This window comes from Devosia rhizoryzae (genome assembly GCF_016698665.1).
Lineage (GTDB): Bacteria > Pseudomonadota > Alphaproteobacteria > Rhizobiales > Devosiaceae > Devosia > Devosia rhizoryzae.
The window spans coordinates 1,781,720-1,805,804 of sequence record NZ_CP068046.1 but is presented as its reverse complement, the minus strand read 5'-3'; the positions used below and the strand labels follow the sequence as shown (position 1 = coordinate 1,805,804).

13 protein-coding genes and 1 pseudogene are annotated in these 24,085 nt (G+C 61.8%); 8 read left to right on the top strand and 6 right to left on the bottom strand.

From position 1 onward, the window contains the following. The first annotated feature begins 20 nt into the window (after nt 1-20). From JI748_RS08920 to JI748_RS08910, 3 genes and pseudogenes are all read left to right on the top strand, one after another. Nucleotides 21-692, top strand: a complete 672-nt coding sequence (locus JI748_RS08920) for a response regulator transcription factor (protein WP_201629699.1) — start codon at nt 21-23, stop codon at nt 690-692. A gap of 4 nt (nt 693-696) precedes the next feature. Next, nucleotides 697-2,112, top strand: coding sequence for a sensor histidine kinase (locus JI748_RS08915; RefSeq protein ID WP_201629698.1), 1,416 nt, complete (start codon nt 697-699; stop codon nt 2,110-2,112). 149 nt (nt 2,113-2,261) lie between these two features. Next, nucleotides 2,262-5,033 (top strand): annotated as a pseudogene (locus tag JI748_RS08910) (bifunctional [glutamine synthetase] adenylyltransferase/[glutamine synthetase]-adenylyl-L-tyrosine phosphorylase); the annotation flags it as partial. Here the strand turns inward: JI748_RS08910 and JI748_RS08905 are convergent. Continuing rightward, complete coding sequence (locus tag JI748_RS08905; protein ID WP_201629696.1) at nt 5,034-6,434, bottom strand: sensor histidine kinase; 1,401 nt, start codon at nt 6,432-6,434, stop codon at nt 5,034-5,036. Nucleotides 6,435-6,648: 214 nt separating this feature from the next. Beyond that, nucleotides 6,649-9,282: an aminopeptidase N gene (gene pepN / locus JI748_RS08900; RefSeq protein ID WP_201629695.1), complete on the bottom strand. Its 2,634-nt coding sequence runs from the start codon at nt 9,280-9,282 to the stop codon at nt 6,649-6,651. A gap of 319 nt (nt 9,283-9,601) precedes the next feature. Here pepN and JI748_RS08895 point away from each other — a divergent pair, with 319 nt between their 5' ends. After that, entirely contained in the window at nt 9,602-11,452 is a 1,851-nt protein-coding gene (locus JI748_RS08895) for an ABC transporter ATP-binding protein (RefSeq protein ID WP_201629694.1), read from the top strand. A gap of 316 nt (nt 11,453-11,768) precedes the next feature. Beyond that, the gene (locus tag JI748_RS08890; protein WP_201629692.1) at nt 11,769-13,625 is read left to right on the top strand and encodes an ABC transporter ATP-binding protein; all 1,857 of its coding nucleotides are present in this window, start codon (nt 11,769-11,771) and stop codon (nt 13,623-13,625) included. A 30-nt stretch (nt 13,626-13,655) separates the two neighbouring features. Here the strand turns inward: JI748_RS08890 and JI748_RS08885 are convergent, their stop codons facing one another. Beyond that, entirely contained in the window at nt 13,656-15,635 is a 1,980-nt protein-coding gene (locus JI748_RS08885) for a putative bifunctional diguanylate cyclase/phosphodiesterase (RefSeq protein ID WP_201629691.1), read from the bottom strand. 211 nt (nt 15,636-15,846) lie between these two features. Between JI748_RS08885 and JI748_RS08880 the strand changes: the two genes are divergently transcribed. Both JI748_RS08880 and JI748_RS08875 read left to right on the top strand, forming a co-directional pair. Continuing rightward, entirely contained in the window at nt 15,847-18,366 is a 2,520-nt protein-coding gene (locus JI748_RS08880) for a beta-mannosidase (RefSeq protein ID WP_201629689.1), read from the top strand. Between the two features lie 231 nt (nt 18,367-18,597). Then, complete coding sequence (locus JI748_RS08875) at nt 18,598-19,509, top strand: DMT family transporter (RefSeq protein WP_201629687.1); 912 nt, start codon at nt 18,598-18,600, stop codon at nt 19,507-19,509. On the opposite strand, the gene JI748_RS08870 is transcribed toward JI748_RS08875, so the two are convergent. Together JI748_RS08870 and JI748_RS08865 are read right to left on the bottom strand one after the other, a co-directional pair. Next, nucleotides 19,506-20,798: an NAD(P)/FAD-dependent oxidoreductase gene (locus JI748_RS08870; RefSeq protein WP_201629686.1), complete on the bottom strand. Its 1,293-nt coding sequence runs from the start codon at nt 20,796-20,798 to the stop codon at nt 19,506-19,508. The two genes, JI748_RS08875 and JI748_RS08870, sit on opposite strands and share 4 nt — an antisense overlap. 15 nt (nt 20,799-20,813) lie before the next feature. Next, nucleotides 20,814-22,157, bottom strand: a complete 1,344-nt coding sequence (locus JI748_RS08865) for an FGGY-family carbohydrate kinase (protein WP_201629683.1) — start codon at nt 22,155-22,157, stop codon at nt 20,814-20,816. Between the two features lie 443 nt (nt 22,158-22,600). On the opposite strand from JI748_RS08865, the gene JI748_RS08860 reads away from it, so the two are divergent. After that, nucleotides 22,601-23,428, top strand: a complete 828-nt coding sequence (locus tag JI748_RS08860; RefSeq protein WP_201629681.1) for a hypothetical protein — start codon at nt 22,601-22,603, stop codon at nt 23,426-23,428. A 405-nt stretch (nt 23,429-23,833) separates the two neighbouring features. On the opposite strand, the gene JI748_RS17595 is transcribed toward JI748_RS08860, so the two are convergent. Further along, nucleotides 23,834-23,956, bottom strand: a complete 123-nt coding sequence (locus tag JI748_RS17595; RefSeq protein WP_201637177.1) for a Mov34/MPN/PAD-1 family protein — start codon at nt 23,954-23,956, stop codon at nt 23,834-23,836. Between the last annotated feature and the right edge of the window lie 129 nt (nt 23,957-24,085).

The following is a 24,085-nucleotide window of genomic DNA, read 5'->3' as shown; positions in this document are numbered from 1 at the left end:
GTCACTGCGGAGCGTCGGCCGTGAAGATTTTACTGATCGAGGATGATCGAGAAGCCGCCAGCTATCTGATACAGGCGCTGGACGAAGCCGGCCACGTTACCCACCACGCCGCCGATGGTGAAACCGGTTACGCTATGGCATCGGGCATGGATTACGAGGTCCTCATCATCGACCGCATGCTGCCGCGACGCGACGGCCTGAGCATCGTCGAAAGCTTGCGCGCTGAAGACGACCAGACACCCGTACTCATCCTGTCTGCTCTTGGCGAAGTCGACGACCGCGTCACCGGGCTCCGCGCTGGCGGCGACGATTACCTGACCAAGCCATATGCTTTCACCGAGCTTCTGGCGCGCGTCGAAGTTCTAGCCCGCCGCTCCAGTCCATCGGAAGCGGCAACCAATTACAGCGTCGGCGGCCTGTCGCTCGACCGGCTGAGCCGCAAAGTCGAACGCGACGGTGAAACGATCCTGCTGCAGCCGCGCGAATTCCGGCTGCTGGAATATCTGATGAAGAATGCCGGCAAGGTGGTGACGCGCACCATGCTTCTGGAAAATGTCTGGGACTATCATTTCGACCCCCAGACCAATGTCATCGACGTTCATATGTCGCGCCTTCGCTCCAAGATCGACAAGGGGCACGCCAGCCCTTTGCTGCACACTGTGCGCGGTGCCGGCTACATGATCCGGGACTGATGCGGTGAGCCGCTTCGCCCAGGTCTGGCGCACATCGACAGTCCGGCTGACGGCGACGTTCATCGCTATCTTCATCGTCTTTGCCATCCTTCTGATGGCCTTTATCGGCTGGCAGTCGAGCATCCAGATCCAGCGCCAGCAGGCCGAAGATATCGACCGCGAAGTGCGCCAGTTCCAGCGCATCGAGGCCAATCAGGGCATTCGTGCGCTAGCGTTTGCGGTGGGGCGCCTGTCGAGCAATCCCGGTCCCGGCATCTACTTCTTGGGGGATGCTTCCGGTCTTTACCTGCTCGGCAACGTGACCGATGTCCCTGCCGACGTGCTGATCGAGCCCGGCGTTTATACGTTCGATTATGAGCGTCCAGACCCTCTTGGTGCCGGCCCGCCCGGGCCAGATGGCGCCTCCAGGCCGCGCGGCGGCATTGCCGTTGTTCGCTCGATCGAACTCGATAACGGCATGCGCCTTGTTGTCGGCCGCGATGTCGTCGAGCGGCGCGGCTATTCCGCCATTATCCTGCAGAGTTTTTTGGTCGGTGTCGTCGGCATCATCCTGTTTTCCCTGATTGCCGGCGGCATCACTGCACGACGCGTGCTGCGCCGCATCGATACGATCCAGCAGACCTCCACCAAGATCATGTCCGGCAATCTCTCGGAACGTGTGCCGGTGACCCGGCGCAACGACGAATTCGACGCCCTGGCCACCAACCTCAACGCTATGCTCGATCGCATTGAGCAATTGCTGCAAGGCCTCAAGGAAGTCACCGATAACGTCGCCCATGACCTCAAGACGCCGCTGACCCGCCTCCGCAACCAGGCAGAAGCGGCTCTGCGGGACACGGCGAGCCAGGAAACGCGGGAGCGGGCGCTGGAAACCGTGATCGGCGAAAGCGACCGGCTGATCCAAACGTTCAACGCCCTTCTGATGATCGCACGTGCCGAGGCCGGTGCACCGTCTGGTACGTTGTCGGAGATCAACGTCAGCAGCATCGTTGCGGACGTTGCTGAGCTTTACGGACCGCTGGCCGAAGACGAAGGCATAGAAGTGGTCAGCGCAGTTACCGGCGGCGTGACGCTCAAGGCAAACCGTGAACTGATCGGCCAGGCCATGGTGAACCTGCTCGAAAATGCTATCAAATACGCCAGGCCCGAAGACGGCAGCGCGGGAAAGATTTTGGTGGAACTGCAGCGGCTCGGCGATCTGGTGCGGATTGTCGTTGCCGACAACGGTCCTGGCATTCCCGAGGCTGACCGTAAGCGCGTGCTTGAGCGTTTTGTTCGTCTCGAGAAAAGCAGGTCTGAGCCAGGCTCGGGTCTCGGGCTTGCCTTGGTCAATGCAGTGGCACGGCTGCATGGCGGGAATTTCGAGATCGTGGACAACGCACCAGGGGTGCGCGCAGTGCTGGAGTTACCGGCCAGCTAGGCCACCTTGCCGGCACTATATGGGCAGGGTATGCCTCAAAAATGAGCACCTTCCTGTCGCCTCTCCCCTCCGTTGACCACCCCTCGTTCGACGCCCTGCTGGCAGAGCTTGGACCGGGTGAAGCGGCGGCGTTTCGCCAGGCTTCCGGTTTGCTCGGGCCGCTTCTGGAGTCGGCTCCATATCTTCTGAGTCTCGCCCGAGCGCACGCTACCTGGTTGGCTGCCGCTCTGGACAGCGACATAGAGATAGCCTTTGGCAACTTGCTCGACGAAGTGGCACTCGCCGGGCGGACTGCCGATGAAGCCCAAGTCAGCCAAGCACTCCGCCGCGCCAAGGGGCGCACTGCCCTTCTTGCAGCCGTAGCAGAAACGGGTGGTCTTTGGATGACTGCCCGCGCGACCGAGGCACTTTCCGATCTCGCGGACGCCGCTCTGGAAGCCGCGCTCGACGTCCTGATGCGGCAGGCGGCAGACAAGGGCCAACTCGCGATCCCCGCAGAGCTTGCGAGCGCCGCAAATTCCGGCCTCGCCCTCTTTGCACTCGGCAAGCACGGTGGACGGGAGCTCAACTACTCGTCCGACATCGACATCGTCGCCTTCTTCGATCCCCTGAAGCCGGTGCTGAAGGATCCGGGCGAAGCGACCAAGATCTATTCTCGCATCGTGCAGAAGCTTGTGGGCCTTATGCAGGACCAGCAGGCCGGAGGTTACGTCTTTCGCACCGACCTGCGCCTGCGACCGGACCCGGGTTCGACACCCGTCGCCCTCTCCGTCGATGCGGCGCTGGCCTATTACGAGGTCCGCGGCCAAAACTGGGAGCGCGCTGCCTGGATCAAGGCGCGGCCTTGCGCCGGCGACAAGGCGGTGGGCGAGGCCTTCCTCAAGGAACTGGCGCCCTATGTCTGGCGCAAGCATCTCGATTTTGCAACCATTGCCGACATCCAGGCCATGAAGCGCCAGATCAACGTCTCCAAAAAGGTCGGTGATATTCGCGTCGAGGGACACAATGTCAAACTCGGCCGCGGCGGCATTCGCGAGATCGAGTTCTTCACCCAGACCCAGCAACTGATTGCCGGCGGCCGCGACAAGGCCTTGCGCGTTCGCCCAACAGTAGAGGCCCTGGAAGCGTTGTCTGGGGCGAACTGGATTGCGCCAAAAGCGGCCAAGGAGTTGACCGAAACCTATTGGTTTCTTCGCGCTGTCGAGAACCGCCTGCAGATGCTAAGGGATGAACAGACGCACATCATGCCCGACAACCCCGAGGGTGTTTCGGTCATCGGCCGCCTGATGGGTGAGCCCGAGCGACCGCGCTTCGAACGTCGCTACCGCGCGGCACTGGAACTGGTGGCGCGCTACTACGCCGAGCTCTTCACCGAAGGGGACACGCTCGGCTCAGGCGAAGGCAATCTTGTATTTACCGGCAGTGACGACGACCCGGGCACGGTCGAGACGCTGTCCGCCATGGGATTTTCTAATCCTTCCAAAGCGATCGACACAATCCGTAAGTGGCACTACGGCAGCTACGCCGCGACGCGCACGGCCGCGGCGCGCGCCCATCTGACGGAGTTGCTGCCAGCGCTTCTGGCGACACTCGGCCGCGCCGGCAATGCGGACGAAGCCTTGGCGCGTATGGACAACTTTCTGTCGCGACTACCCGGCGGTGTTCAGCTCTTCGCGCTGCTCCGCAATCATGAGCAGCTGCGTACCCTGCTGGTCCAGTTCATGGCCTCGGCGCCGCGCATGGCGGAAGCCGTGATCCACCGCGCCCATGTGGTGGATGGCCTGATTGATCCCGCCTTTGCCGATGATGTCACTCACCGTGACGTGCTGGTCGCAAAAGTCGACACCTTTCTAGGCGACGCACGCTCCTATGAAGAGTTGATCGACCGCGCCCGCATCATCGGCCAGGAGCAGAAATTCCTGATCGCCGCTGGACTTCTGTCCGGCACGGTGAGTGCGGCCGGGGCAGGGGAACAGTTCACCGCTCTTGCCGAAACGCTGCTTCGGCGCCTGTTCGACAAAGTGCAGGACGAGTTTGCGCTTCGCCATGGCCGTATTCCCGGCGCCAAGGTTGCCCTCCTCGGCTTCGGCAAGATGGCTAGTGGGGAGATGACCTTCACCTCCGACCTCGATTTCATCCTGCTTTACGACGCGCCCGAGATGGACTCAGATGGCGAAAAAGGGCTGGGACCGGCCCATTACTTCGCCCGCCTGACGCAGCGCCTCGTGGCAGCTGTGTCCGCGCCGACCTCCGAAGGTGTCCTTTACGAGGCCGACATGCGCCTGCGGCCTTCGGGCAATGCCGGTCCCCTGGCGACCAGCATCGCTGGTTTTCAGGCCTATCACCGCGACAATGCCTGGACCTGGGAACATCTTGCGCTCAGCCGTGCCCGGGTTATCGCCTCCACCGGCAGTTTCGGCGCTGAGGTGGACACAGCTATCGCTGAAATCATGCAGCGCCAGCGGGACCCGAACAAGACCATCGACGATGTGGTCTCCATGCGAGCCTTGATGGCGCGCGAGCGCAAGCCGCGTCATGCTTTCGATCTAAAGCTTGCCCATGGTGGGCTAGTGGATCTGGAGTTCATCGCCCAATCGGCGCAACTAGTAGCCGGTGCTACCATAAACCTCCCACAGGCGCCGACCGCACGAGTGCTTGCACAGGCCGGGCGGGAGGGCCTGGTTCCCGAAGGACAACGCCTTGCAGAAATCCATGGGGTTTACTCCACCATCCTGCAGGTGATGAGTTCGGCCCTGATCAGCCCATTCAAGGAAGAAGCCTGGTCACAGCCCTTCAAGGAGCTTCTGGCGCAACTCGTGCACTATCCCGATTTCGAGCGCTTGGCCTTGGATCTTGGGGCCATGCAGGGGGAAGTGGCCGCAGCCGCGTCTGCCTGGTACGCAAAGGCACGGACGCTCTAGCTATTCGGCAGCGACCAGAGCCGCGGCAGCCGGTTCAATGGGCAAGGAGATGGCAACCGTCGTGCCGAGCAGGGGGCTCGAGTCGATCGCAATGTGACCGCCGCTGAGTTCGGCGATAGCGCGAGCGATGGAGATGCCAAGGCCTGGCCCCACGCCATCCTTGGTGAAGGTCGCGTCGCCCAGGGCAAAAGGCTGGCTTAGGCTCGCAAGGCGCTCTTCATTCATGCCGATGCCCGTATCGCTGATCTCGATGACCACGCCGTCTTCGGCAGCAAAACTGGCAAGGGTCACGGAGCCGCCCGCCTTGGTAAACCGCACCGCATTGTCGACGATATTGCCCAGCATGCGCGTCAGCCCCAGCCGATCGCCACGAAGCACGGCCCCGGTGCTATTGCCAACGATCAGCTGAACGCCCGAGCGCTGCATTTGTCCTTGAAACCGGCGAACCACCGTGTCGAGCACTTCGTCGAGCAGGATCGGGTCCTGCCGCAGTGGCCGCTGACCGCTTTCCAGTTCCGTAAGGTCCAGGATGGCCGCGAATGTGGAAAGCAAGTGGTCGCCCGACGACTTGATCGACTGCACATATTCGGCATAGCGCCGGTCGCCGAGCGGACCATAGGTTTCGTGCTTCATGAGGTCGGCGAAGCCGATGATGTGGTTGAGCGGCGTGCGGATATCGTGGCTGAGATGGGCAAGGAAGTTGGTCTTGGCCTGGCTGGCAGCCTCGGCCTTGAGCTTTTCTTCGTGGTAGCGACGGGCGAGCTGGCGTTGGTCCTCGCGGATTGCGGTGAGGAGCGCGTCGGTGCGTTTGCGTTCGGTAACGTCGGAGACCAGCGTCATGAAGGCGCCGTCGCCAAGGGGGCGCTCGTCGATGCGGAGGCAGGAGCCGTCTTCGCGGTGCAGTTCGAGAAGGCGGCTGCGGTCGTCTTCGCCGACGACCTTCATGTAACCGCCGGCGATCAGGCGGCTGACGGCTTGATGATAGGTGATGTCGGCATCGTCGATATCGAGCCGCGTGCGATATTGATCGTTGCAAACAATGAGTTGGCCCGCCTTGGTCCAGCAGGCGACGCCCATCGGGATGGCTGCGGCCAGTTCGAGATAACTGTCGCGCTGCACCGGGTCGGTGGCGCTGCTGCGGCGGCGGGTGGCGAGGATCGTATAAAGGGCCGCAAGGGCGAAGGCGATGGCACCGCGGCCTGCAACGCCTTCCAAGTCACTGAGATTGTTGAGACTTGTGGCCGTGTCGTAGGCGAGAAAGAGGGTGGCGGCGAGGAAGGCGGTGGTGGCGACGGGGGCGAGGCGGTGGAGGAGGAAGCTGTGCGGCCTAAGGCGGCGTTTTGTTCCTAGGCCGGCGCGGAATCCGAGCGCGCCGGCGCCGGATACCTCCGACCACCGCATGAAATTCTCCATTATCGAAGGGGGTTTAGCCCCAAACCAAACTAACCCTGAACAAGTTATGAATCGGTTTGGGGCAGGCTGTCCAGAGCTCCAAAAGGGCCGTTTTGGGCCCCATCGGAAAAAGCGGAGTCGGCTGAATCACTTAAGCCGAAAGAAAAATTCTTCTACTCACTTGCGCGCGGCAGGTGGTCCACGCGCCAGATCGACGACAGCACTAACTGGCCAAAATGCGATCCAAAATTTCGCTCACGTTACGGCTAAGCTGATGCTGCGTCTTGAGCGCCTCCAAAGCCGCTTTCCCGCTCTCCCGGCGGCCCGCTTCGAGCGTAGGCAAGACGCGGAAGCCGGTGAGCACGCGCGAGGCGACCTGCGGGTTGACCTTGTCGATTTCAGCGACCGCTTCTGTGATGAAGCGGAAACCGGCACCGTCGGCGCGCGCAAATTGGCTGGGATTGGTCATGACGAAACTGCCGAGCAGCGAGCGCAGGCGGTTCGGATTGGTCTTGGGGAAATCCGGCGCGGCGAGCGTGGCGCGCATGCGCTCGATGACGCCGTCGTCCGAGGCTTGCGCGCAGGCTGTTAGCCACTTGTCGAAGACCAGCGGGTCACCCGCGAAGCGCGTGCGGAAATCGCCGAGCAGGGCTTGAGCGTTGCCGGTCCAGTGCCGGGCCGCGAGCGCCATGGCGGCGTAGCGGTCGGTCATGTTGGTGGCGGCGTTGTATTGCGTCTCTGCCAAGTCGCTGCGACCGGCGCCAGCCACCAGGAGATTGAGCAAGCCGGTGCGGAGCGACCGCTCTCCAGCCTGTTGCGCGTCGGGGCTATAGGCGGCGGAAGTCTCGAGCGACTGGTAAAGGGCCTCGAGCCTGGCTTCGATCGGTTTGACCAGCGCGACCAGCAGCGCTTGCCGCGCCTTGGCGACGGAGTCAGGGTCGACATCCTTGCCGATGTGACGGCCGATGCTGCTTTCACCGGGAATGGCGATGACATTGGCCTTGAAGGCCTCGTCGAGCTCCGGGTTCTCCAGCGTATCCACGATCGCCTGCCGCAGGGCGTCGAGGTCGCTGCCTGCCCAAGGCCGGCCCTGGGCGGCTCCGGCGATCAGATTGGTCAGGACGGTCTGTAATGCATCCCACCGATTGAACGGATCGCTGTCATGACCGGCCAGGAACAGCAGGTCGGACTGGCTGAGGCTGGAGCTGACCTTGATCGGCGCAGAGAAGCCGCGGAACAGCGACGGGATCGGCTTGTTGGCGATGCCCGTGAAGCGCAGGGTGACGCTGGGTTGATCAAGGAGGATGAGGTCGTCTTTGGCCGTACCGCCCGAGACGCCGCTCCAGCTCATCTCACTGCCGTTCGGGCCGACAAGACCGAAGCGCACCGGGATCAGCAGAGGCTGCTTGTCCGGCTGACCCGGAGTCGGCTCGACCTTCTGGGTAAGGGTCAGCGAATAGGTCTGGCTTGCCGCATCGTAATTGTCCGAGACGGTGATCTGCGGGGTGCCGGCCTGCAGGTACCAGGTTGCAAACTGGGAGAGGTCGGTGCCGGTCGCGTCTTCGAAGACCTTGAGGAAGGCCTCGATGGTCGTCGCTTCGCCGTCATGGCGCTCGAAGTAAAGATCCATGCCTTTGCGGAAACCGGCCTCGCCGAGCAGCGTCGCCAGCATCCGCACGATCTCGGCGCCCTTTTCGTAGACCGTGGTCGTATAGAAGTTGTTGATCTCGCGGAAGCTGTCGGGACGGGGCGGGTGCGCAAGCGGACCGCCGTCTTCGGGAAATTGCGAGCTGCGCAGGTTCTGCACGTCGTGGATGCGCTGCACGGGGCGGCTGCGTTCGTCCGAGGTGAATTCCTGGTCGCGATAAACCGTCAGGCCTTCCTTGAGGCAGAGCTGGAACCAGTCGCGGCAGGTGATGCGATTGCCGGTCCAGTTGTGGAAGTATTCATGCGCGATGACGCGCTCGATGGAATGATAGTTGGCATCGGTTGCCGTGTTCGGCTCGGCAAACACCAACTTGTCGTTGAAGATGTTGAGGCCTTTGTTCTCCATGGCGCCGAAGTTGAAATCGGAGACTGCGACGATGTTGAAGACGTCGAGGTCGTATTCGCGTCCGAAGCGGCGCTCGTCCCAGGCCATGGAGCGCTTGAGGCTGTCCATGGCGTAATGGCACTCGTTCTCCTTGCCATGGGTACAGTAGATGGCGAGATCGACCTTGCGGCCGCTTTGCGTGGTAAAACTGTCGGTGATCGACCCGAGGTCGCCGGCGACCAGCGCGAAGAGGTAGGCCGGCTTGGGGAAGGGATCTTCCCAAAGCGCGAAGTGCAGCCCGTCACCGGCATCACCCTTGTCGATCAGGTTGCCGTTGGAGAGCAGAACAGGTGCGACGGCCATAGGTGCCGTGATCCGAACCTTGAACGGAGCCAGCACGTCGGGCCGGTCGAGATAGTAGGTGATGCGGCGGAAGCCTTCGGGCTCGCACTGCGTGCACCATGTGCCTGAGGAGCGGTAGAGGCCCATAAGCTTGGTATTGGCTTCTGGCTGTAACATGACTTCGGTGTCGAGCACGAAGCGGCGGTTCGGCGGTTCGACCACGGTGAGGGTATCGGCATCTGCCGCGTAGGCCGAGAGAACGAGTGGCAGCCCGTCGATGGCAATGGTTTCAAGCTTGAGGCCATCGCCGTTGAGTACCAGCGGCGTACTCGGCGCAGTTTCTTCGCGCGGCTCTATAGTGAGTTGCGCGCGTACGCGGGTCGCTTCCTCGAGGATCCGAAAGTCCAGTTCTACTGACACGATGCGGTACGGGGTCGGCGCATAGTCCTTGAGGTAGATGGTCTGTTCGGTGTCAGTGCGCATGAAAGGTCCAGTTTTGCATCGTGGGTGAAGAACACGGAAGCGTGAAATCTGTGGCCGGAAGGTTACAGCCGACTCCGCCGTTCCATGTATTCTACGCGGCTCTTGGCTGCATAGCCCAGTTCTCGCCGTCAATTAAGACGGGATTGGGGAAGGACCATGCGCCCACCGCTCCTCTGCCTCGAAACTGCGACGGCACGAGCGCTCGACTGAACAAATTGAGCAGTCTCGTTCGTCATACGAGAAGCCCTGCCTGTTGCGAGCGGACGCAGCCGGCCGGGTGCGATGTTCCGACGACTGCAGGAAAAACAAGGTAGCGACGATGTTTCGTTGGTTTGAGCAAAGGCTGGATCCTTATCCAGTCGGCGAACCGGTTGAGCCGCCCAAGGGGCTCCTGGCGTTCTGTCTTCATTATAGCCATGGCGCCAAGAAGTGGCTGGCGCTGATGGCCGCCGCTGCGGCTGGCGTCGCCATCGGCGAAATCATCGTCTTCGGCTTTATCGGCGACGTAGTGAACTGGCTGGCCGATGCCAATCCGGAGACGTTCCTCCAGACCGACGGCTGGAAGCTGGCGCTGATGGGCGCGATGATCGTTTTCATCGTGCCGGGCATTGCGCTGGTCTCGACGCTCACGATGAACCAGACGCTGTTGGGCAATTTTCCGCAGCGCATTCGCTGGATGGCGCATCGCTACCTCATCCGTCAGTCGATGAGCTACTTCCAGGACGAGTTTGCCGGCCGCATTGGCGCCAAGCTGATGCAGACCTCGCTCGCCGTCCGCGAAGTGGTGATGAAGCTTTTGGACATGCTGGTTTATGTGACGGTGTATTTCACCGGCGCCGTGATCCTGGCAGCGTCTGCCGACTGGCGCCTGGCCATACCCTTCATCGGCTGGCTCGTCGCTTATATCTCGATCATGGTCTACTTCATCCCGCGCATGGGCAAGATTTCCCAGGCGCAGGCCGACGCGCGCTCGCTGATGACCGGCCGCATCGTCGACAGCTATACCAATATCGCGACGGTCAAGCTCTTCAGCCATTCGAACCGCGAAGAGACCTATGCCAAGGAGGCGATGGACCAGTTCCTGGATACCGTCTACCGGCAAATGCGGTTCTTTTCGATGCTCAACATGCTGGTGCTGTGGAGCAATGCGCTGCTGCTGTTTTCGGTTGGAGCGACCGGCATCTGGCTTTGGCTGAACGGGCTGATGTCGCCGGGTGCACTCGCCGTCTCGCTGGGTCTTGTCATGCGCTTCCAGGGCATGAGCCAGTGGGTGATGTGGGAAATGTCCTCGCTGTTCGAGAATATCGGCACGGTCAAGGACGGCATTTCCTCGATCTCGCTGCCGCGCGTCGTCGCCGACAAGCCGGACGCCAAGCCGCTGCCGCCGGTTACAGGCGACATCAAGTTCGAAAACGTTTCCTTCCATTACGGAAAGAAGTCGGGCGTCATCGAGAACCTCAACCTTCACATCCGTCCGGGTGAAAAGATCGGCCTGGTGGGACGGTCGGGTGCCGGCAAGTCGACCGTGGTCAACCTGATGCTGCGGTTCTATGACCGCGCGGAAGGGCGCATTCTCATCGACGGGCATGACATTGCCAATGTCACGCAGGACTCTCTGCGCGCCAATATTGGTGTCGTCACGCAGGACACGTCGCTGCTGCATCGCTCGGTGCGCGACAACATTCTTTATGGCCGGCCAGACGCGACCGAAGAAATGATGCTGGCGGCAGCCGAGCAGGCCGAGGCGCACGCCTTTGTCGGCGGTCTCACCGACCTGCAGAACCGCACGGGCTTCGATGCCCATGTTGGCGAACGCGGCGTCAAGCTCTCGGGCGGTCAGCGGCAGCGTATCGCCATCGCTCGCGTGCTTCTGAAGAACGCGCCGATCCTGGTGCTGGATGAAGCGACCTCGGCGCTGGACTCCGAAGTCGAGGCCGCCATCCAGAGCCAGCTGCAGATGCTGATGCATGGCAAGACGGTGATCGCCATTGCGCATCGCCTGTCGACCATTGCCATGATGGATCGGTTGGTGGTGCTCGACAAGGGCGCGATCGTCGAGCAGGGGACGCATTCCCAGCTCGTCAATTCCGGTGGCATCTATAGCCAGCTCTGGAGCCGCCAAAGCGGCGGGTTCCTGGAGCTGGACGATGCCGAGGATGCGGCGGAGTAATCCGCCTTCCCCTCTCCCCTTGCGGGAGAGGGTGGCTCGCGCGCAGCGCGAGACGGGTGAGGGGTTGTGGACTATCAATCATTTCGAAGTTGCGGATGGTTCCCAACCTCATCCGCCCTTCGGGCACCTTCTCCCGCAAGGGGAGAAGGAAGACTAGACAAACCAAGGAGAACCCAGATGGGTGACATCATCACGATCCGAGACCTTTCCCATTCCGGCGCAAGCGCAGCCAGGCACACCAAATCGGACCGATACCGAACCTGATCCGGACCCACGGGAGTCCCATCAGGCGCGGCTCAGCTAAGAGCTCAGAACAATGTTCAACCGCGTCATCAACTACTTCGACAACCTCTATGCCCCCACCGCACTGGCTCAGGATCGCCAGCCGCCCATGGGCATCAATGCCTTTGTTGGCTACTTCGTCAGCCAATTCCGGGGCGCCTTTATCCTTCGCATCATCTGTGTCGCCATCGGTGCCGTCGCCGATGCGCTGATGCCTGTCTTTGTCGGCCTCGTGGTCGGCATGCTGGCAACCACGCCGCCAGGGCAGATCTTCGACCTGCACGGCCAGACCCTGCTGTTCATGGTGATAGTCGTCGTCCTCGTCAGGCCGACAACCTTTCTCCTCGACACGCTGATCCGCAACCATGCCATCGTGCCCAATCTCGTCGACATCGTCCGCTGGCAAAGCCATTGGCACGTGATCCGGCAGAGCTGGACCTATTTCCAGAACGACTTTGCTGGGCGCATCGCCAATAAGGTCATTCAAGCCGGTGAAGCCATCGAAATCGGGGTCAACCTCACCATCGACGCCGCCTGGTACGCGCTGGTCTTTGTCATCGTGGCAGTGATCGTCCTGGCGCAGCTCGATCCGGTCCTCTTGGTGCCGATCGCGCTTTGGTTGCTGGTCTATGCCGTGCTCTTCACCATCACCATGCCGCTGATCGCGCGCTATTCCGAAACGCTTTCGGAAGCCAAGTCGGTGATGACGGGGCGCATCGTCGATAGCTACACCAATATCCAGACGCTCAAGACTTTTGCCAGTGGCGAGCACGAGGACCAGTATGTCGCCGAAAGCGTCATGCTGCATGTGGTCGAGTTCCGCAAATTGATGCGGGTCTTTACGTACATGTGGTCGGTATTGTTTCTGCTCAATGCAGGCCTGGTCGTCTCGGTGACCTGGCTGGCTTTGGCGGGCTGGAACCAGGGCACGCTGAGCGCGGCGGCAGTGGCGACGGCCATTCCTTTCGTGCTGCAGATCATGAACATGAGCGGCTGGATCCTTGAGATCGGCTCCAACGTGTTCCGCCAGGTCGGCACCACCAAGGATTCGATGGAGACCATTGCGCAGCCGTTGACCATGCTCGACGCGCCCGCGGCCAAGCCGCTCGAGGTCACCAAGGGGGAGCTAGTCTATGACAATGTCAGCTTCAACTATTGGCGCGGCAAGGCTGGCTCGGTGATCGACGGCTTTTCGCTGAGGGTGGCACCGGGCGAAAAGATCGGGCTCGTCGGGCGGTCCGGGTCGGGCAAGTCGACGCTGGTGAACCTGGCGCTGCGAATGTTCGATGTGCAGGAAGGCTCGATCCGCATCGACGGTCAGGATGTGCGCGACGTGACTCAGGAAAGCGTGCGGGCGGCAATTGGATTGGTCAGCCAGGACACGTCGCTGCTGCATCGCTCGGTGCGGGAGAACCTTATCTACGGTCGCCAGGATGCGACTGAGGAGGAGATGATCCGCGCCGCCGTGCAGGCCAATGTGCATGACGTCATCATGGGCCTTTCCGACCCCGAGGGCCGGCGGGGCTACGAGGCGCAGGTGGGCGAGCGCGGCGTCAAACTGTCCGGCGGGCAGCGGCAGCGCATCGCCATTGCCCGCGTGCTGCTCAAGAACGCGCCGATCCTGGTTCTGGACGAAGCGACGTCGGCGCTCGATAGCGAGGTCGAGGCGGCGATCCAGGAGCAGTTAACGCAGTTGATGGCGGGCAAGACGGTGATCGCCATCGCCCATCGCCTCTCGACCATTGCGGCCATGGACCGGCTTGTGGTGCTGGAGCAGGGTCGGATCATCGAGGAGGGGACGCATGCCCAGCTGCTGGCGCGGGGCGGGCATTATGCCATGCTCTGGCAGCGGCAGTCGGGCGGCTTCCTTGATCTCGACGCGGCGCAGTGATGGGGAGGGCGGGGCGAGAGTCCCGCCCTTTCAGCTTGCGGCGCTGAATTGTGGGTTGCGTACGGCGCGCCTGCTGCTCTCATTGGCGAGATAGCTGTCGAGCATGGCCACGGGCATGGGGCGGCCGAAGAGGTAGCCCTGCATGACGTGACCGCCCAGGGTCACCAGCGCCTCAAGCTGTGCCTCGGTCTCGATGCCCTCGAAAACGCAGGAGATGCCAAGGTTTCGGCAGAGGTCGATCATGGTCTTGATGATGGCGCGGCTGGCCGGATCGGTGGTGACTTCGGCGACGAATGAGCGGTCGATCTTGATGCGGTGCAGGGGCAGTTTCTGCACGTGGGTAAGGCTTGAATGGCCGGTGCCGAAATCGTCAAGCGCAATGCGGGCGCCGAGGCCGAGCAGGGCAAGAAGCGAAACATTGGCCTGGCGCAGATCGCGCATGATGGCGGTTTCGGTAATCTCGAAATCAAGCCGGCAGGGCCGCGGATAGGTTTTCACCACGTTCACCAGCTGCTCCATGGCGGCGAGCGAGCCGATATCGTGGGCCGAAAGATTGACCGAAAGCCGCAGGCCGCGAGGCAGGGTGACGCTGACCTCGAGCGCCTTGCGCAGGACGATCTGGGTGATGCGGCAGATCTGGCCGATGCGTTCGGCCATGGGGATGAACTCGCCCGGCGAGACTTCGCCCAGTATCGGACTGCGCCAGCGGGCAAGAGCCTCGAACCCGGTGGTGACGCCGGCCGAAACGTCGAACTGCGGCTGCAGCAAAATGTAGATCTCGCTGTCGAGGTCAGCGCTGTGGAGCAGCTGCTCCATCTGCCGCACCTTGATCAGCTCCGAGGCGTGCCGGTCGGTGAACATCACGGCCCCGCCGCGGGCCTCGCGCTTGGCAACCCAAGTGGCGTAATCGGCATGGTCAAAGAGGGTGTCGGCGGTATCTTCCGGGCGGGACGCAGCAATGCCCATCGAGGCTGTGACGCGCACGGTGCCGAGCGGCATTTCAAAGGAGTGCTGGAAAACTCCGCGGATAGCGTCGGCGCAACGCTGCTGTGCCGCCGCGTCTGTAGGCTCGAGCATGATCAAGGCAAAGGTGCCCCCTTCGAGCCGGGCGAGGATCGTGCTTTCGCGCTTCACCTGTTCGATGCGGCGCGCGATCTCGATCAGCACCTGATCGCCGGTAATCTGGCCGAAGATTTCGTTGACCGATTTGAAGTTGTCGATGTCGATGCGGGCGACTGCGATGGACTTGCCGGCCTGCTGCGCCTCGCTCAGCCGCTCCTGCAACCGCCGGTCGAAGCACCGCCGGTTTGGCACGCCGGTAAGACTGTCCAGATTGGCAAGCTTATGGTTCTCATCGAGCAGACGCAGCGTATCGCCTTGGCTCGCGATGATATTGGCCCGAGAGGCGATCAGCGCCGCGAAATCCTTGTTATTGTTGAGAAGGATTACCAACAGCACGGTCACCACCAGCACCATGTTGATGGCAATGGCGACCAGGGTCTCCTGCCCGGTCATAAGGAAGAAGGCGGTGAAGGGCACAAGGACGCACACCCCCACCACGAGGGCTGCGGTTCGCACGTGCATGAGGCAGAACATGCAGCCGATGGTGGTGATGCTCATGTAGAAGGCGATCTGCGAATGCAGGTAAGCGTCGCCATAGGGATAAAGGCTAAAACTCCAGGCCGTAAAGCCGATGGCGAGGGCAGCGCCAGCCCACACCATGGAACGCAAACCGGCTTGCGCCTTGCTCAACACGACCTCGTCGGTGCGGCTGCGGTACCACACGGCCGTGCGGGCAATGCAGACGAAGGCGAGGAGAGCTGGAATATAGACAGTCAACTCGATCGGGGCGGCGCCGAAATGAGTGGCAGCCAGAATAACCGTGTTTGCCACCAACATGGCATAAAGCAGCGGCACCTGACGGCGAACAGCCTTCCACTGCGCCACACTGAGATCGGGCGCTGAAGCTGAGTCCGTTGCAATGTCGCGATACTGTCGGAGGGCGGACATCTATAGGCCTTTCCCCCCGAAAGTAGCTGGTTAATGCCTAATATATCCGTAAGGCAAACTTCTGGTCTGCCGCCTATTCTATCCGTAAATCGTGCGAGATATTGCGCCCGGGAAAACGTTGCGCCACCCATTGGAAGGCGAGGCACCTGCCGCTAGAACAAGCAGTGAAATCGATTGCACCGGCAATGGAAGCCGGGCCGAGGAGACCACTATGGCCATTGCCAGCCACAACACTGCCCTAGCCCTGAACGGCGAGTTCCACCTCACAAGCCCGACGCGCGATATCGCCACCGCAATCACGCTCCCGGGTGACGTGCACGGCGCACTGCTCGAAGCCGCTCTCATCCCCGATCCCTATTACGGGGAGAACGAGAAGGTGGTGATGTGGGTCAACGAAACGGCATGGTCGGTGGAGCGCCGCTTCACCGCCTCCGCCGCCGACATCGACGGTTTCTTGACGCTGACGCTGGCGGAAGTGGACTGCATCGCGACCATTCTTCTCAATGGCGAGGAGATTGCCCGCACCGACAATAGCTTCGTCCGTCACGACATCGACGTTACCGGCAAGGTGCATGAAGGCGACAACACGCTGCGGATCGATTTCGACATCGCGCCGGACGTCGCCAAAGCCCGCGCTGACGCCCATCCTTTCCCGATCCCCTTCACCAAGAACTACCAGACCAACGGCCTCGCCGGCATCCACATGAACTTCATCCGCAAGGCTGCCTGCCATGCCGGTTGGGACTGGGGCATCTGCACCATGCCCATCGGCGTCTATGGCACGATGAGCCTGCGCAAGGCGCGGCTGGCGCGGCAGGAAAGCGTGCAGGTCGACCAGACCCACGGCGAGAACTCGGTCGAACTCGCTGTGAAGACCCGTCTATTTGCCTTTGCTCATGGTGAGGTGGAACTTGAGCACAGGATCGACGGTCAGGTCGTGACCGACAAAGTCGCGGTGCAAAAGGGCGAGAACGTCTTCACCCACAACATCACCATCCAGAACCCGCGCATCTGGTGGCCGGCAGGGCAGGGCGAGCAGCCGCTTTACGAGCTGACCACCAATCTTGAAGGCGAGATCACGACCCGCAAGATCGGCTTGCGCAAGCTCGAATGGGTCGTCGAAAAAGACGAGATCGACCATACATTCAAGTGCCGCATCAATGGCCGCGACATCACCATGATGGGCGCCAACTGGATCCCGGCCGACGCCATTCCCAGCCGCGTGACGCCGGAGGTGATCCGCGACCTGCTGGACAGCGCCAAGGCCGCCAACATGAACATGCTGCGCATCTGGGGCGGCGGGCAGTATGAGCCGGACTATTTCTACGATCTCTGCGACGAGCTCGGCATCCTGATCTGGCACGACTTCATGTTCGCCTGCATGAGCTACCCATCCGACCGTCCCTTCCTCGACAGCGTCCGGCTCGAAATAACCCAGCAGGTTCGCCGCCTTAGCCACCATGCCTCGATCGCCCTCTGGTGCGGCGACAACGAGGTCATCGGCTCGCTCGGCTGGTATCCCGAAACCAAGGCCGCGCCGGAACGCTACGTCGCCAATTACGACCGGCTCAATTCCATGCTCGGCAATATCGTCGAGGATGAAGACCCGGCCCGCCGCTTCTGGCCGTCCTCGCCGTCCATGGGCTATCTCGATTTCTCCGACGGCTGGCATGCCGATACGCGCGGCGACACGCATTATTGGGACGTTTGGCACTCGGCCAAGAGCTTTGACGCCTATCGCACGGTCAATCCGCGCTTTGCCTCCGAGTTCGGCTTCCAGAGCTTTACCTCGATGAATGTCATCGAGACGTTTGCCGAGCCCAAGGACCGCAACCCGTCCTCGCCGGTGATGGAAAACCACCAGCGAAACAATGGCGGCAATGCGCGCATCCTCGAGACGATGACGCGCTACTTCCGCTTCCCGCGCGACTTCGACCAGATGGTGTTTCTAAGCCAGATCCAGCAAGGCCTCGCCATCAAGACCGCCATCGAATATTGGCGCTCGACTAAGCCGCGCTGCATGGGCACGCTTTATTGGCAGATCAACGACATCTGGCCGGTAGCGAGTTGGTCAAGCCTTGATTACGGCGGGCAGTGGAAGCTGATGCACTACATGGCGCGCCGCTTCTACAACCTGGTCAACGTCGTCGCCGTGCCGGAGATCGTCGAGGTCAAGACCAACTCACGCGGGACACCGGTCGAGAACCAGCTGCCCGACCGCATCGTGCTCAAGGCCATCAACGACACCGGCCGGCCGGTCTCGATCAAGCTCGAGGTACAGGCGGTCAAGGTTTCGGGCGAAAGCCGCACGCTCTTTGCCGGCAATTCGGCCGTGGGAGCCGATGCGGCCATTGCCGTGACCGAAGTTCCCTATGGTGACCTGGCGGCCGACGAATTCCTGTTTTTCGTCTGGACCGACGCGCAGGGCATTGTGCTCGGCGAGAACGACTATTTTCCGCAGCCCTACAAGGCTTATGAACTGGTGCCGGCGACGGTTTCGAGTACATGGTCGGATCGTGACGGGCAGGCCGTTCTGACGCTGGAGGCGGATAAGCCGGCGTTCTTTACAACGGCAACGGTCGATGCGCCTGGGTATTTTTCCGATAACGCGCTGACGCTGCTGCCGGGGCGGCCGGTGGAACTCGTTTTCCACCCGCGCCATGGCGGCACGGTGCGTTCGTCCGAGCTGGCAGGGTCGTTGCAGGTTCGGCATTTGGCGGAGACGTTCTGAGCTGAGGTTCAGTGCGTGTGACCCACCCCCACCCGGCCTCCCCCTTTAGGAGGGGGAGGAGCTCCACTGTGCCTGAGGCTCGATTGGCGGTCTCGCACCGGCAGGGCTCCTCCCCTTTCTGCAGGGGGAGGCGGGGTGGGGGCCTAACCGTCTTCCACTCCAACCCGGTTGACTTGCCGCGCCCGGTCAGCCATCGGTCGCCTGCGCCCCTGAAGGCGACCTGGAAGTTTGATGCCCGCCGTTTCCCCCATCGAGAGCCGTGCCAATTTCGGCATCATGCTGGTTCTGGCCTCGCAGCTGGTTCTGCTGGTGCTCGATATTTCCGCCAAGTGGCTGTCGGTGGAGGGGATACCGACGACCGAGATTGTTTTCATGCGCTACAGCATGCACCTGATCCTCCTGGTGCTGTTGTTTCTGCCGGTCAGCGGCCGGGCGCTGTTTCAGAGCAATAATCTGAAGCTGGAACTGCTGCGCGGGGCCTGTCTCCTGCTCACCACCGGGCTCAACTTCCTGGCCATGAAGTTCCTGCCGCTGACCGTGACCAGCGCGATCCAGTTCACCTCGCCGCTGATGATCTGCGCCATGTGCGGGCCGCTGCTGGGCGATAAGGTCGGCTGGCGGCGGTGGCTGGCAATTGGCGTCGGCTTCGTCGGCATTCTGATCATCGTGCGGCCGGGATCGGAAGCCTTTCATCCGGCAGCGCTGCTGAGTCTCGGATGCGCGTTCTTTCTTGCGCTGTTCTCGATTTTGACGCGCAAGCTGGCTGGCGTGGACACCGCGCTGACACAGCAGTTTTATGCCGGGATAACCCCAGTTGTTCTATTGCTGCCGGTCGCGTTTACCGGCTGGACCTGGCCCAGCCTGCCGGTCTCCTGGGTTGCCTTCTTCATCATGGGCGCGGCAGGCCTGGGTGGCCATTATCTCAATTCCGTGGCGCACCGCTTCGCTACCCCGGCGACACTGGCGCCGTTCAGCTATTTGAGCCTGATCTATCTTTCGATCGCCAGCTGGCTGATCTTCAACCAGCCGCCAGACCAGTGGTTTATCCTGGGCGTCGTGATCATCATCGCGAGCGGGCTCTACATCTGGCTGCGCGAGCGGCAACTGGCAAAACGGGCGAGCGCCGTGGATATCGAACGCTAGCCTTTGTCGACTTCGTCCAGGGGCTTGGGGTGCGGGGCCATGCCATGGGTGATGAGTCGCGAGCTGCGATTGCCGGAAAGGTAGATCCAGAGCCAGCTGATCGTGATGAAGATGCGGGTGCGCGTTTCGACCAGGAAGTAGATGTGGGCCAAGCCCCAGACCCACCAGGCGAGCGCACCCCGCAGCTTAATCCAGCCAAAATCAATGATGGCTGAGCGCTTGCCGATGGTGGCAAGATCGCCGGCATGCTTGTAGCGGAAGGGTGGCGGCGGCGGGTTTCCGCCCAGCCGATGACGAATGAGGTTGGCCACGTAGCGCCCCTGCTGCTTGGCTGCGGGCGCGATGCCGGGGACAGGCTTGCCGTTCTCCTGGAGGATCGAGGCGGCATCGCCGATCACAAAGATATCGCGATGGCCGGGCACGGAGAGATCCGGCTCCACCTTGATGCGCCCGGCTTTGTCACCCTCGATATCGAGCCACTTCGCGACGGGCGAGGCGGCGACGCCCGCGCCCCAGATGATGGTCTTGGCCTCGAGGCGCTGGTCGCCGAAGGTGACGCCATCTGCGTCCACGGCCGTAACCGGCCTGCCGAGCTCCACCTCGACACCCATCTTGCGCAATGACTGGAGGGCGTAGCCGGAGAGATCTTCGTCGAAATTGCCCAGGATCTTGTTGCCGCCTTCGATCAGGACGACGCGCATTTCGCGCGGGTCGATGGTCTGGAACTGACCGCGAAGGCTGGCGCGCCCGAGCTCGACGATTGCGCCGGCCATTTCGACGCCGGTCGGTCCGCCGCCGATCAGCGCGAAGGTCAGGAGGGCCTGGCGGCGCTTGGGATCGGTTTCGCGCTCGACCGCTTCGAAGGCGAGCAGCAGCTTGCGGCGTATGGCGGTGGCGTCTTCGACGGTCTTGAGGCCCGGCGCGAACGCTTCCCACTCGTCATGGCCGAAATAGGCATGGTGCGCGCCCGTCGCGAGGATCAGGCTATCATAGTTTTCGCTGGAGCCGTCTTCGAGCAGAACGGCATGATTGGCGGTGTCGACGCCGGTGACGGTCGCCATGATAACGCGGACATTGCGGTGATAGCGGAGGAGGTGCCGGATCGGCCAGGCAACTTCGGAGGGGCTGAGCGCGGCGGTGGCGACCTGGTAGAGCAGGGGCTGGAAGAGGTGGTGGTTGCGGCGGTCGATTAGCACGACCTCGCAATTGGCCGAACCCAGTGATTTAGCCGCCAGCAAACCGCCAAAGCCTCCGCCGACGATCACGACGCGGTGCTTGCGGTCTGCCATGAGGCCTCCTTCAGGCTAGGGCGCGAGACGCTGGTGCCAGCGTTCACTATAGGCATCAAAGCCTGGGATGTTGAGCGGCGCGATCGGGGCGCCAGGCTCGCCTTGCGACAGGGAGCCTCCGAACAACAGGCTGGCGCCAAGGCTGGTTCCGGTCGCATCGCCCGAGGCATGGACCGGGACGCCGGTAAGTTGGGTGAGCGCGGCGCCGAACAGCTGGTTGCGGGCGAGGGGGCCTTCCAGGGTGATCGAACGTCCCAGACCGCAAAGGCTGAGGCAGGTTCGCGCCATCAACGCGAGGTAGAGCGAGGCGGCGGCGGTGCGCTGGGCGGGGGTGAGTGTGTCTGGGTCGACGGTCCAGCGGCCCTGGTGGTCGGGGTAGGGGCCGACGCCGGGGGTGAAGCTCGGCAGCGCCATGATGGCCTGGTCTATTACAAGTTCTATGTCCGCTTCGCTCGGCTCGGCGATCTGGGGCACGAGAAGGTCGAACTCGCGGCCGCCCATGAAGCGGGCGGTGGGCACGGGGCGGCCGTGGGCATCCACATTGGCGAGGCTGTCGCGGCCCGGATCGAGCGCATAGGTCGGACCGCCGACGGTCATGGCGATGGACCAGGTGCCGGTGGAGAGGATGGTAAACGGCTCGGCGTGCCGGCCCAGATGGGGCAGGAGCGAGGCGTTGGAATCGTGGATGCCGGTGGTGACGGGCAGCGACGGTAGGCCGAGTTCAGGGCGCAGCGTGCCGATGGTCGAGATCGCTGGCCGGATCGGCGGGAACAGCGAGCGCCAACCCATGGTGTCGACGAGGGTGGAAAACGCGTTGCGGTCGGGAGCCCAGAGGTCGGTGTGGCAGCCCAGTGACGTCAATTCGCTGGCTGGGGCACCGGTGAGGCGGAAGGCCCAATACTGCGGATAGGTCAGGATGGCGGTGACGCGTGAAAATTCGGCAGGGAAGGTCTGCGCCTGCCAGAAAAGCTGTGCGCCAAGGTTGAGCCCGCCTGGAAGACGGGGGGACAGAGTTTCGGCAAAGGGCGGGCGGACGGCCTCATAGCCCTCGGGCACGATGGGGTGTTCGTAGTCGAGCACTGGCAGCGCGAGCTCGTCGCCCGCCATCAGAGCGGCGGTGGCGCCATGAGTGGTGATGGAAATGCCATCCATGCGGTGCTCGGCATGAAGGGCGGTGAGGCTGTCGCAAATGAAGCGCCAGAGCATTTCCACATCGGCATGCGGATAGGGTCCATCGCGGCGGACCACGTTCGGCGTGCTGCGGCTGGCCAACTGGGTGCTGGTGGTGCTGTCGATCAGCACCACCTTGGCATTGGTCTTGCCGATGTCGATCACGGCGATGTGGCGAGGGATGGTCATGAGCCGGATTTAACCGGAATCACGCCTCTGCGCCAGATTTGGCGTCGCAGCGCTTTTGCGCTAGAGCAGCGCCATGAACACTGCCGACATAAACCGCGCGCGTCGCTTTTCTGTGGCGCCTATGATCGAGTGTACAGATCACTTTTAAGCCATTGTGTTTATTAGTGAATTTATTTCGCTGTGGGCAATGGTGCAGTTCTGGTGCAGTTGGCTCTGTGGTGCAGGTGCAGATTCAGCGAAACCCTCGGCCACGCCGCGTCACGCAGGCACCCTAGGCACCACAAACCGCCATGCCACGGCGAGCGTGGTGCAGTACCAAGTTGGGTGACACATTAAGGATTCTTGGGCAGAGTGCCTGCGTTATAACCACTATTGATTTGCGCACGTTTGACGATGATGGGTTCGTTCTACACTTCGGTGGTAGGACGGCCGAGGTCGATGCGTTGACGTTCGGCAATGCACTCGTCTCCATCGCCGAGGCGATCCGCGCCATCAACCACGAGGTCAATCCGGGCTACTCGCTTGAGGTGGCTATCGAGGCGGTGGGGCCAGGTAGCTTCAGGGCACGTCTCAAGACCGAAAAGCGCTCGCTGCTGAATCTGTTCAGCGGTCAGACGGCCCGTGATCTCGTCATCGCTCTGCTCGCCACCTTCCTCTGGGAGAAGGTGATCGACCCGGATACGCCACCGGTCATCACGGTCAACTCAGATTATGTGATCATCGAGCACGGCTCTGATCGGATCATCGTTCCGAAGGAGGCTTTCGACCACAAAGCCGAGGTTGAGCGTAGCCCGGCCGTGAACCGGCATGTCTCGAAGACGATGGAGGTGCTTGAGCACGATCCCTCCGTCACGTCGCTGGGCATTGCCAGGAACCTTACCGACCCAGAACCTGTGCTCGACATTCCGCGTGGGCTGTTCCCCATCATCAGGCAGAACTCTGTTCCGGCAACAGACGACGGCAGGCGTTCGCAGGAGCACAACGCGATCCTCTCGGTGCACAAAGCCGTCTTCGAGCGTTCGTCGCGAAAGTGGGAGTTCGTCTGGAATGGCTTCAGGATTTCGGCACCGGTCTTGGATCAGACCTTCTTCGACCGGCTGGAGAACCGGCAGCTGTCGTTGAGACAGGGCGATGCGTTTCGTGCGGTCTTGAGGGTCAACCAAGTCTACGACAGGTTGTCGGAGACCTGGTTGAACGAGAGCTACGAGGTCGTGACTGTTGGAGAGCTGGTGTCTAGGAAGCCCGGTCAGATGGAGTCTGACTTAGGTTAACGGTGCCGCCGCCCTCGCTCCTGCAGTGTCGAAATCAGACCGGTGAATTTCTCTATCCAAGGCCGAGCGAATGCGCTCCCCGGATTGAGGCAGCTGCCCAGGCCCTCCACGTCTAGTTGGAAGGCGCTCTCTACTTCCCGCAGTAGGCACAGCATGGAATTATTTATTCCGCGCAACTCTTGGCAGTCACTATCCAAAAGCCGAATGGTTTCTGCTGCGCTTATGCCGGCGTATCCTGCCTCGTTGCTCGCAGCCATTGCTTCGTTGTACCAAAGTTCAAAATCGCAATTTTGGATCTCAACACTGGCCGGCGAGCCGCAATCGCGCCGATTTAGCGTCTCCAGCATGCCTTCTCGCTCACCGAACAAAGCTCCGCAGCGCGTGCAAAGATTACATTCACTCGGTTCAGCTGAAAGCTGTGTGCTGCAGAACGGGCATTTTGGAAGTCTGCTCACTTTCATCTTCCTGGGAGGGCGCTGCCCTCGTCTGTGGGTGTGAGTGAAGTGTACCAGAGACCGATTCCGCTATTCAACTGATTGTGGAATATCTTTGGTGCAGTTCGTCCAATCATTCTGGTGCAGTTGTGGTGCAGTTGCGAAATGACCGTGACGGGACTTTGAGTGGCCACAAGTGTTTGCGAATGTTAGAGAATGTCCC

Bases quoted from the DNA above. Each gene is read 5' to 3' on its own strand.
- JI748_RS08905 (WP_201629696.1), bottom strand. From the start codon at position 6,434: ATGCGGTGGTCGGAGGTATCCGGCGCCGGCGCGCTCGGATTCCGCGCC.
- pepN (WP_201629695.1), bottom strand. From the start codon at position 9,282: ATGCGCACTGACACCGAACAGACCATCTACCTCAAGGACTATGCGCCG.
- JI748_RS08895 (WP_201629694.1), top strand. From the start codon at position 9,602: ATGTTTCGTTGGTTTGAGCAAAGGCTGGATCCTTATCCAGTCGGCGAA.
- JI748_RS08890 (WP_201629692.1), top strand. From the start codon at position 11,769: ATGTTCAACCGCGTCATCAACTACTTCGACAACCTCTATGCCCCCACC.
- JI748_RS08885 (WP_201629691.1), bottom strand. From the start codon at position 15,635: ATGTCCGCCCTCCGACAGTATCGCGACATTGCAACGGACTCAGCTTCA.
- JI748_RS08880 (WP_201629689.1), top strand. From the start codon at position 15,847: ATGGCCATTGCCAGCCACAACACTGCCCTAGCCCTGAACGGCGAGTTC.
- JI748_RS08875 (WP_201629687.1), top strand. From the start codon at position 18,598: ATGCCCGCCGTTTCCCCCATCGAGAGCCGTGCCAATTTCGGCATCATG.
- JI748_RS08870 (WP_201629686.1), bottom strand. From the start codon at position 20,798: ATGGCAGACCGCAAGCACCGCGTCGTGATCGTCGGCGGAGGCTTTGGC.
- JI748_RS08865 (WP_201629683.1), bottom strand. From the start codon at position 22,157: ATGACCATCCCTCGCCACATCGCCGTGATCGACATCGGCAAGACCAAT.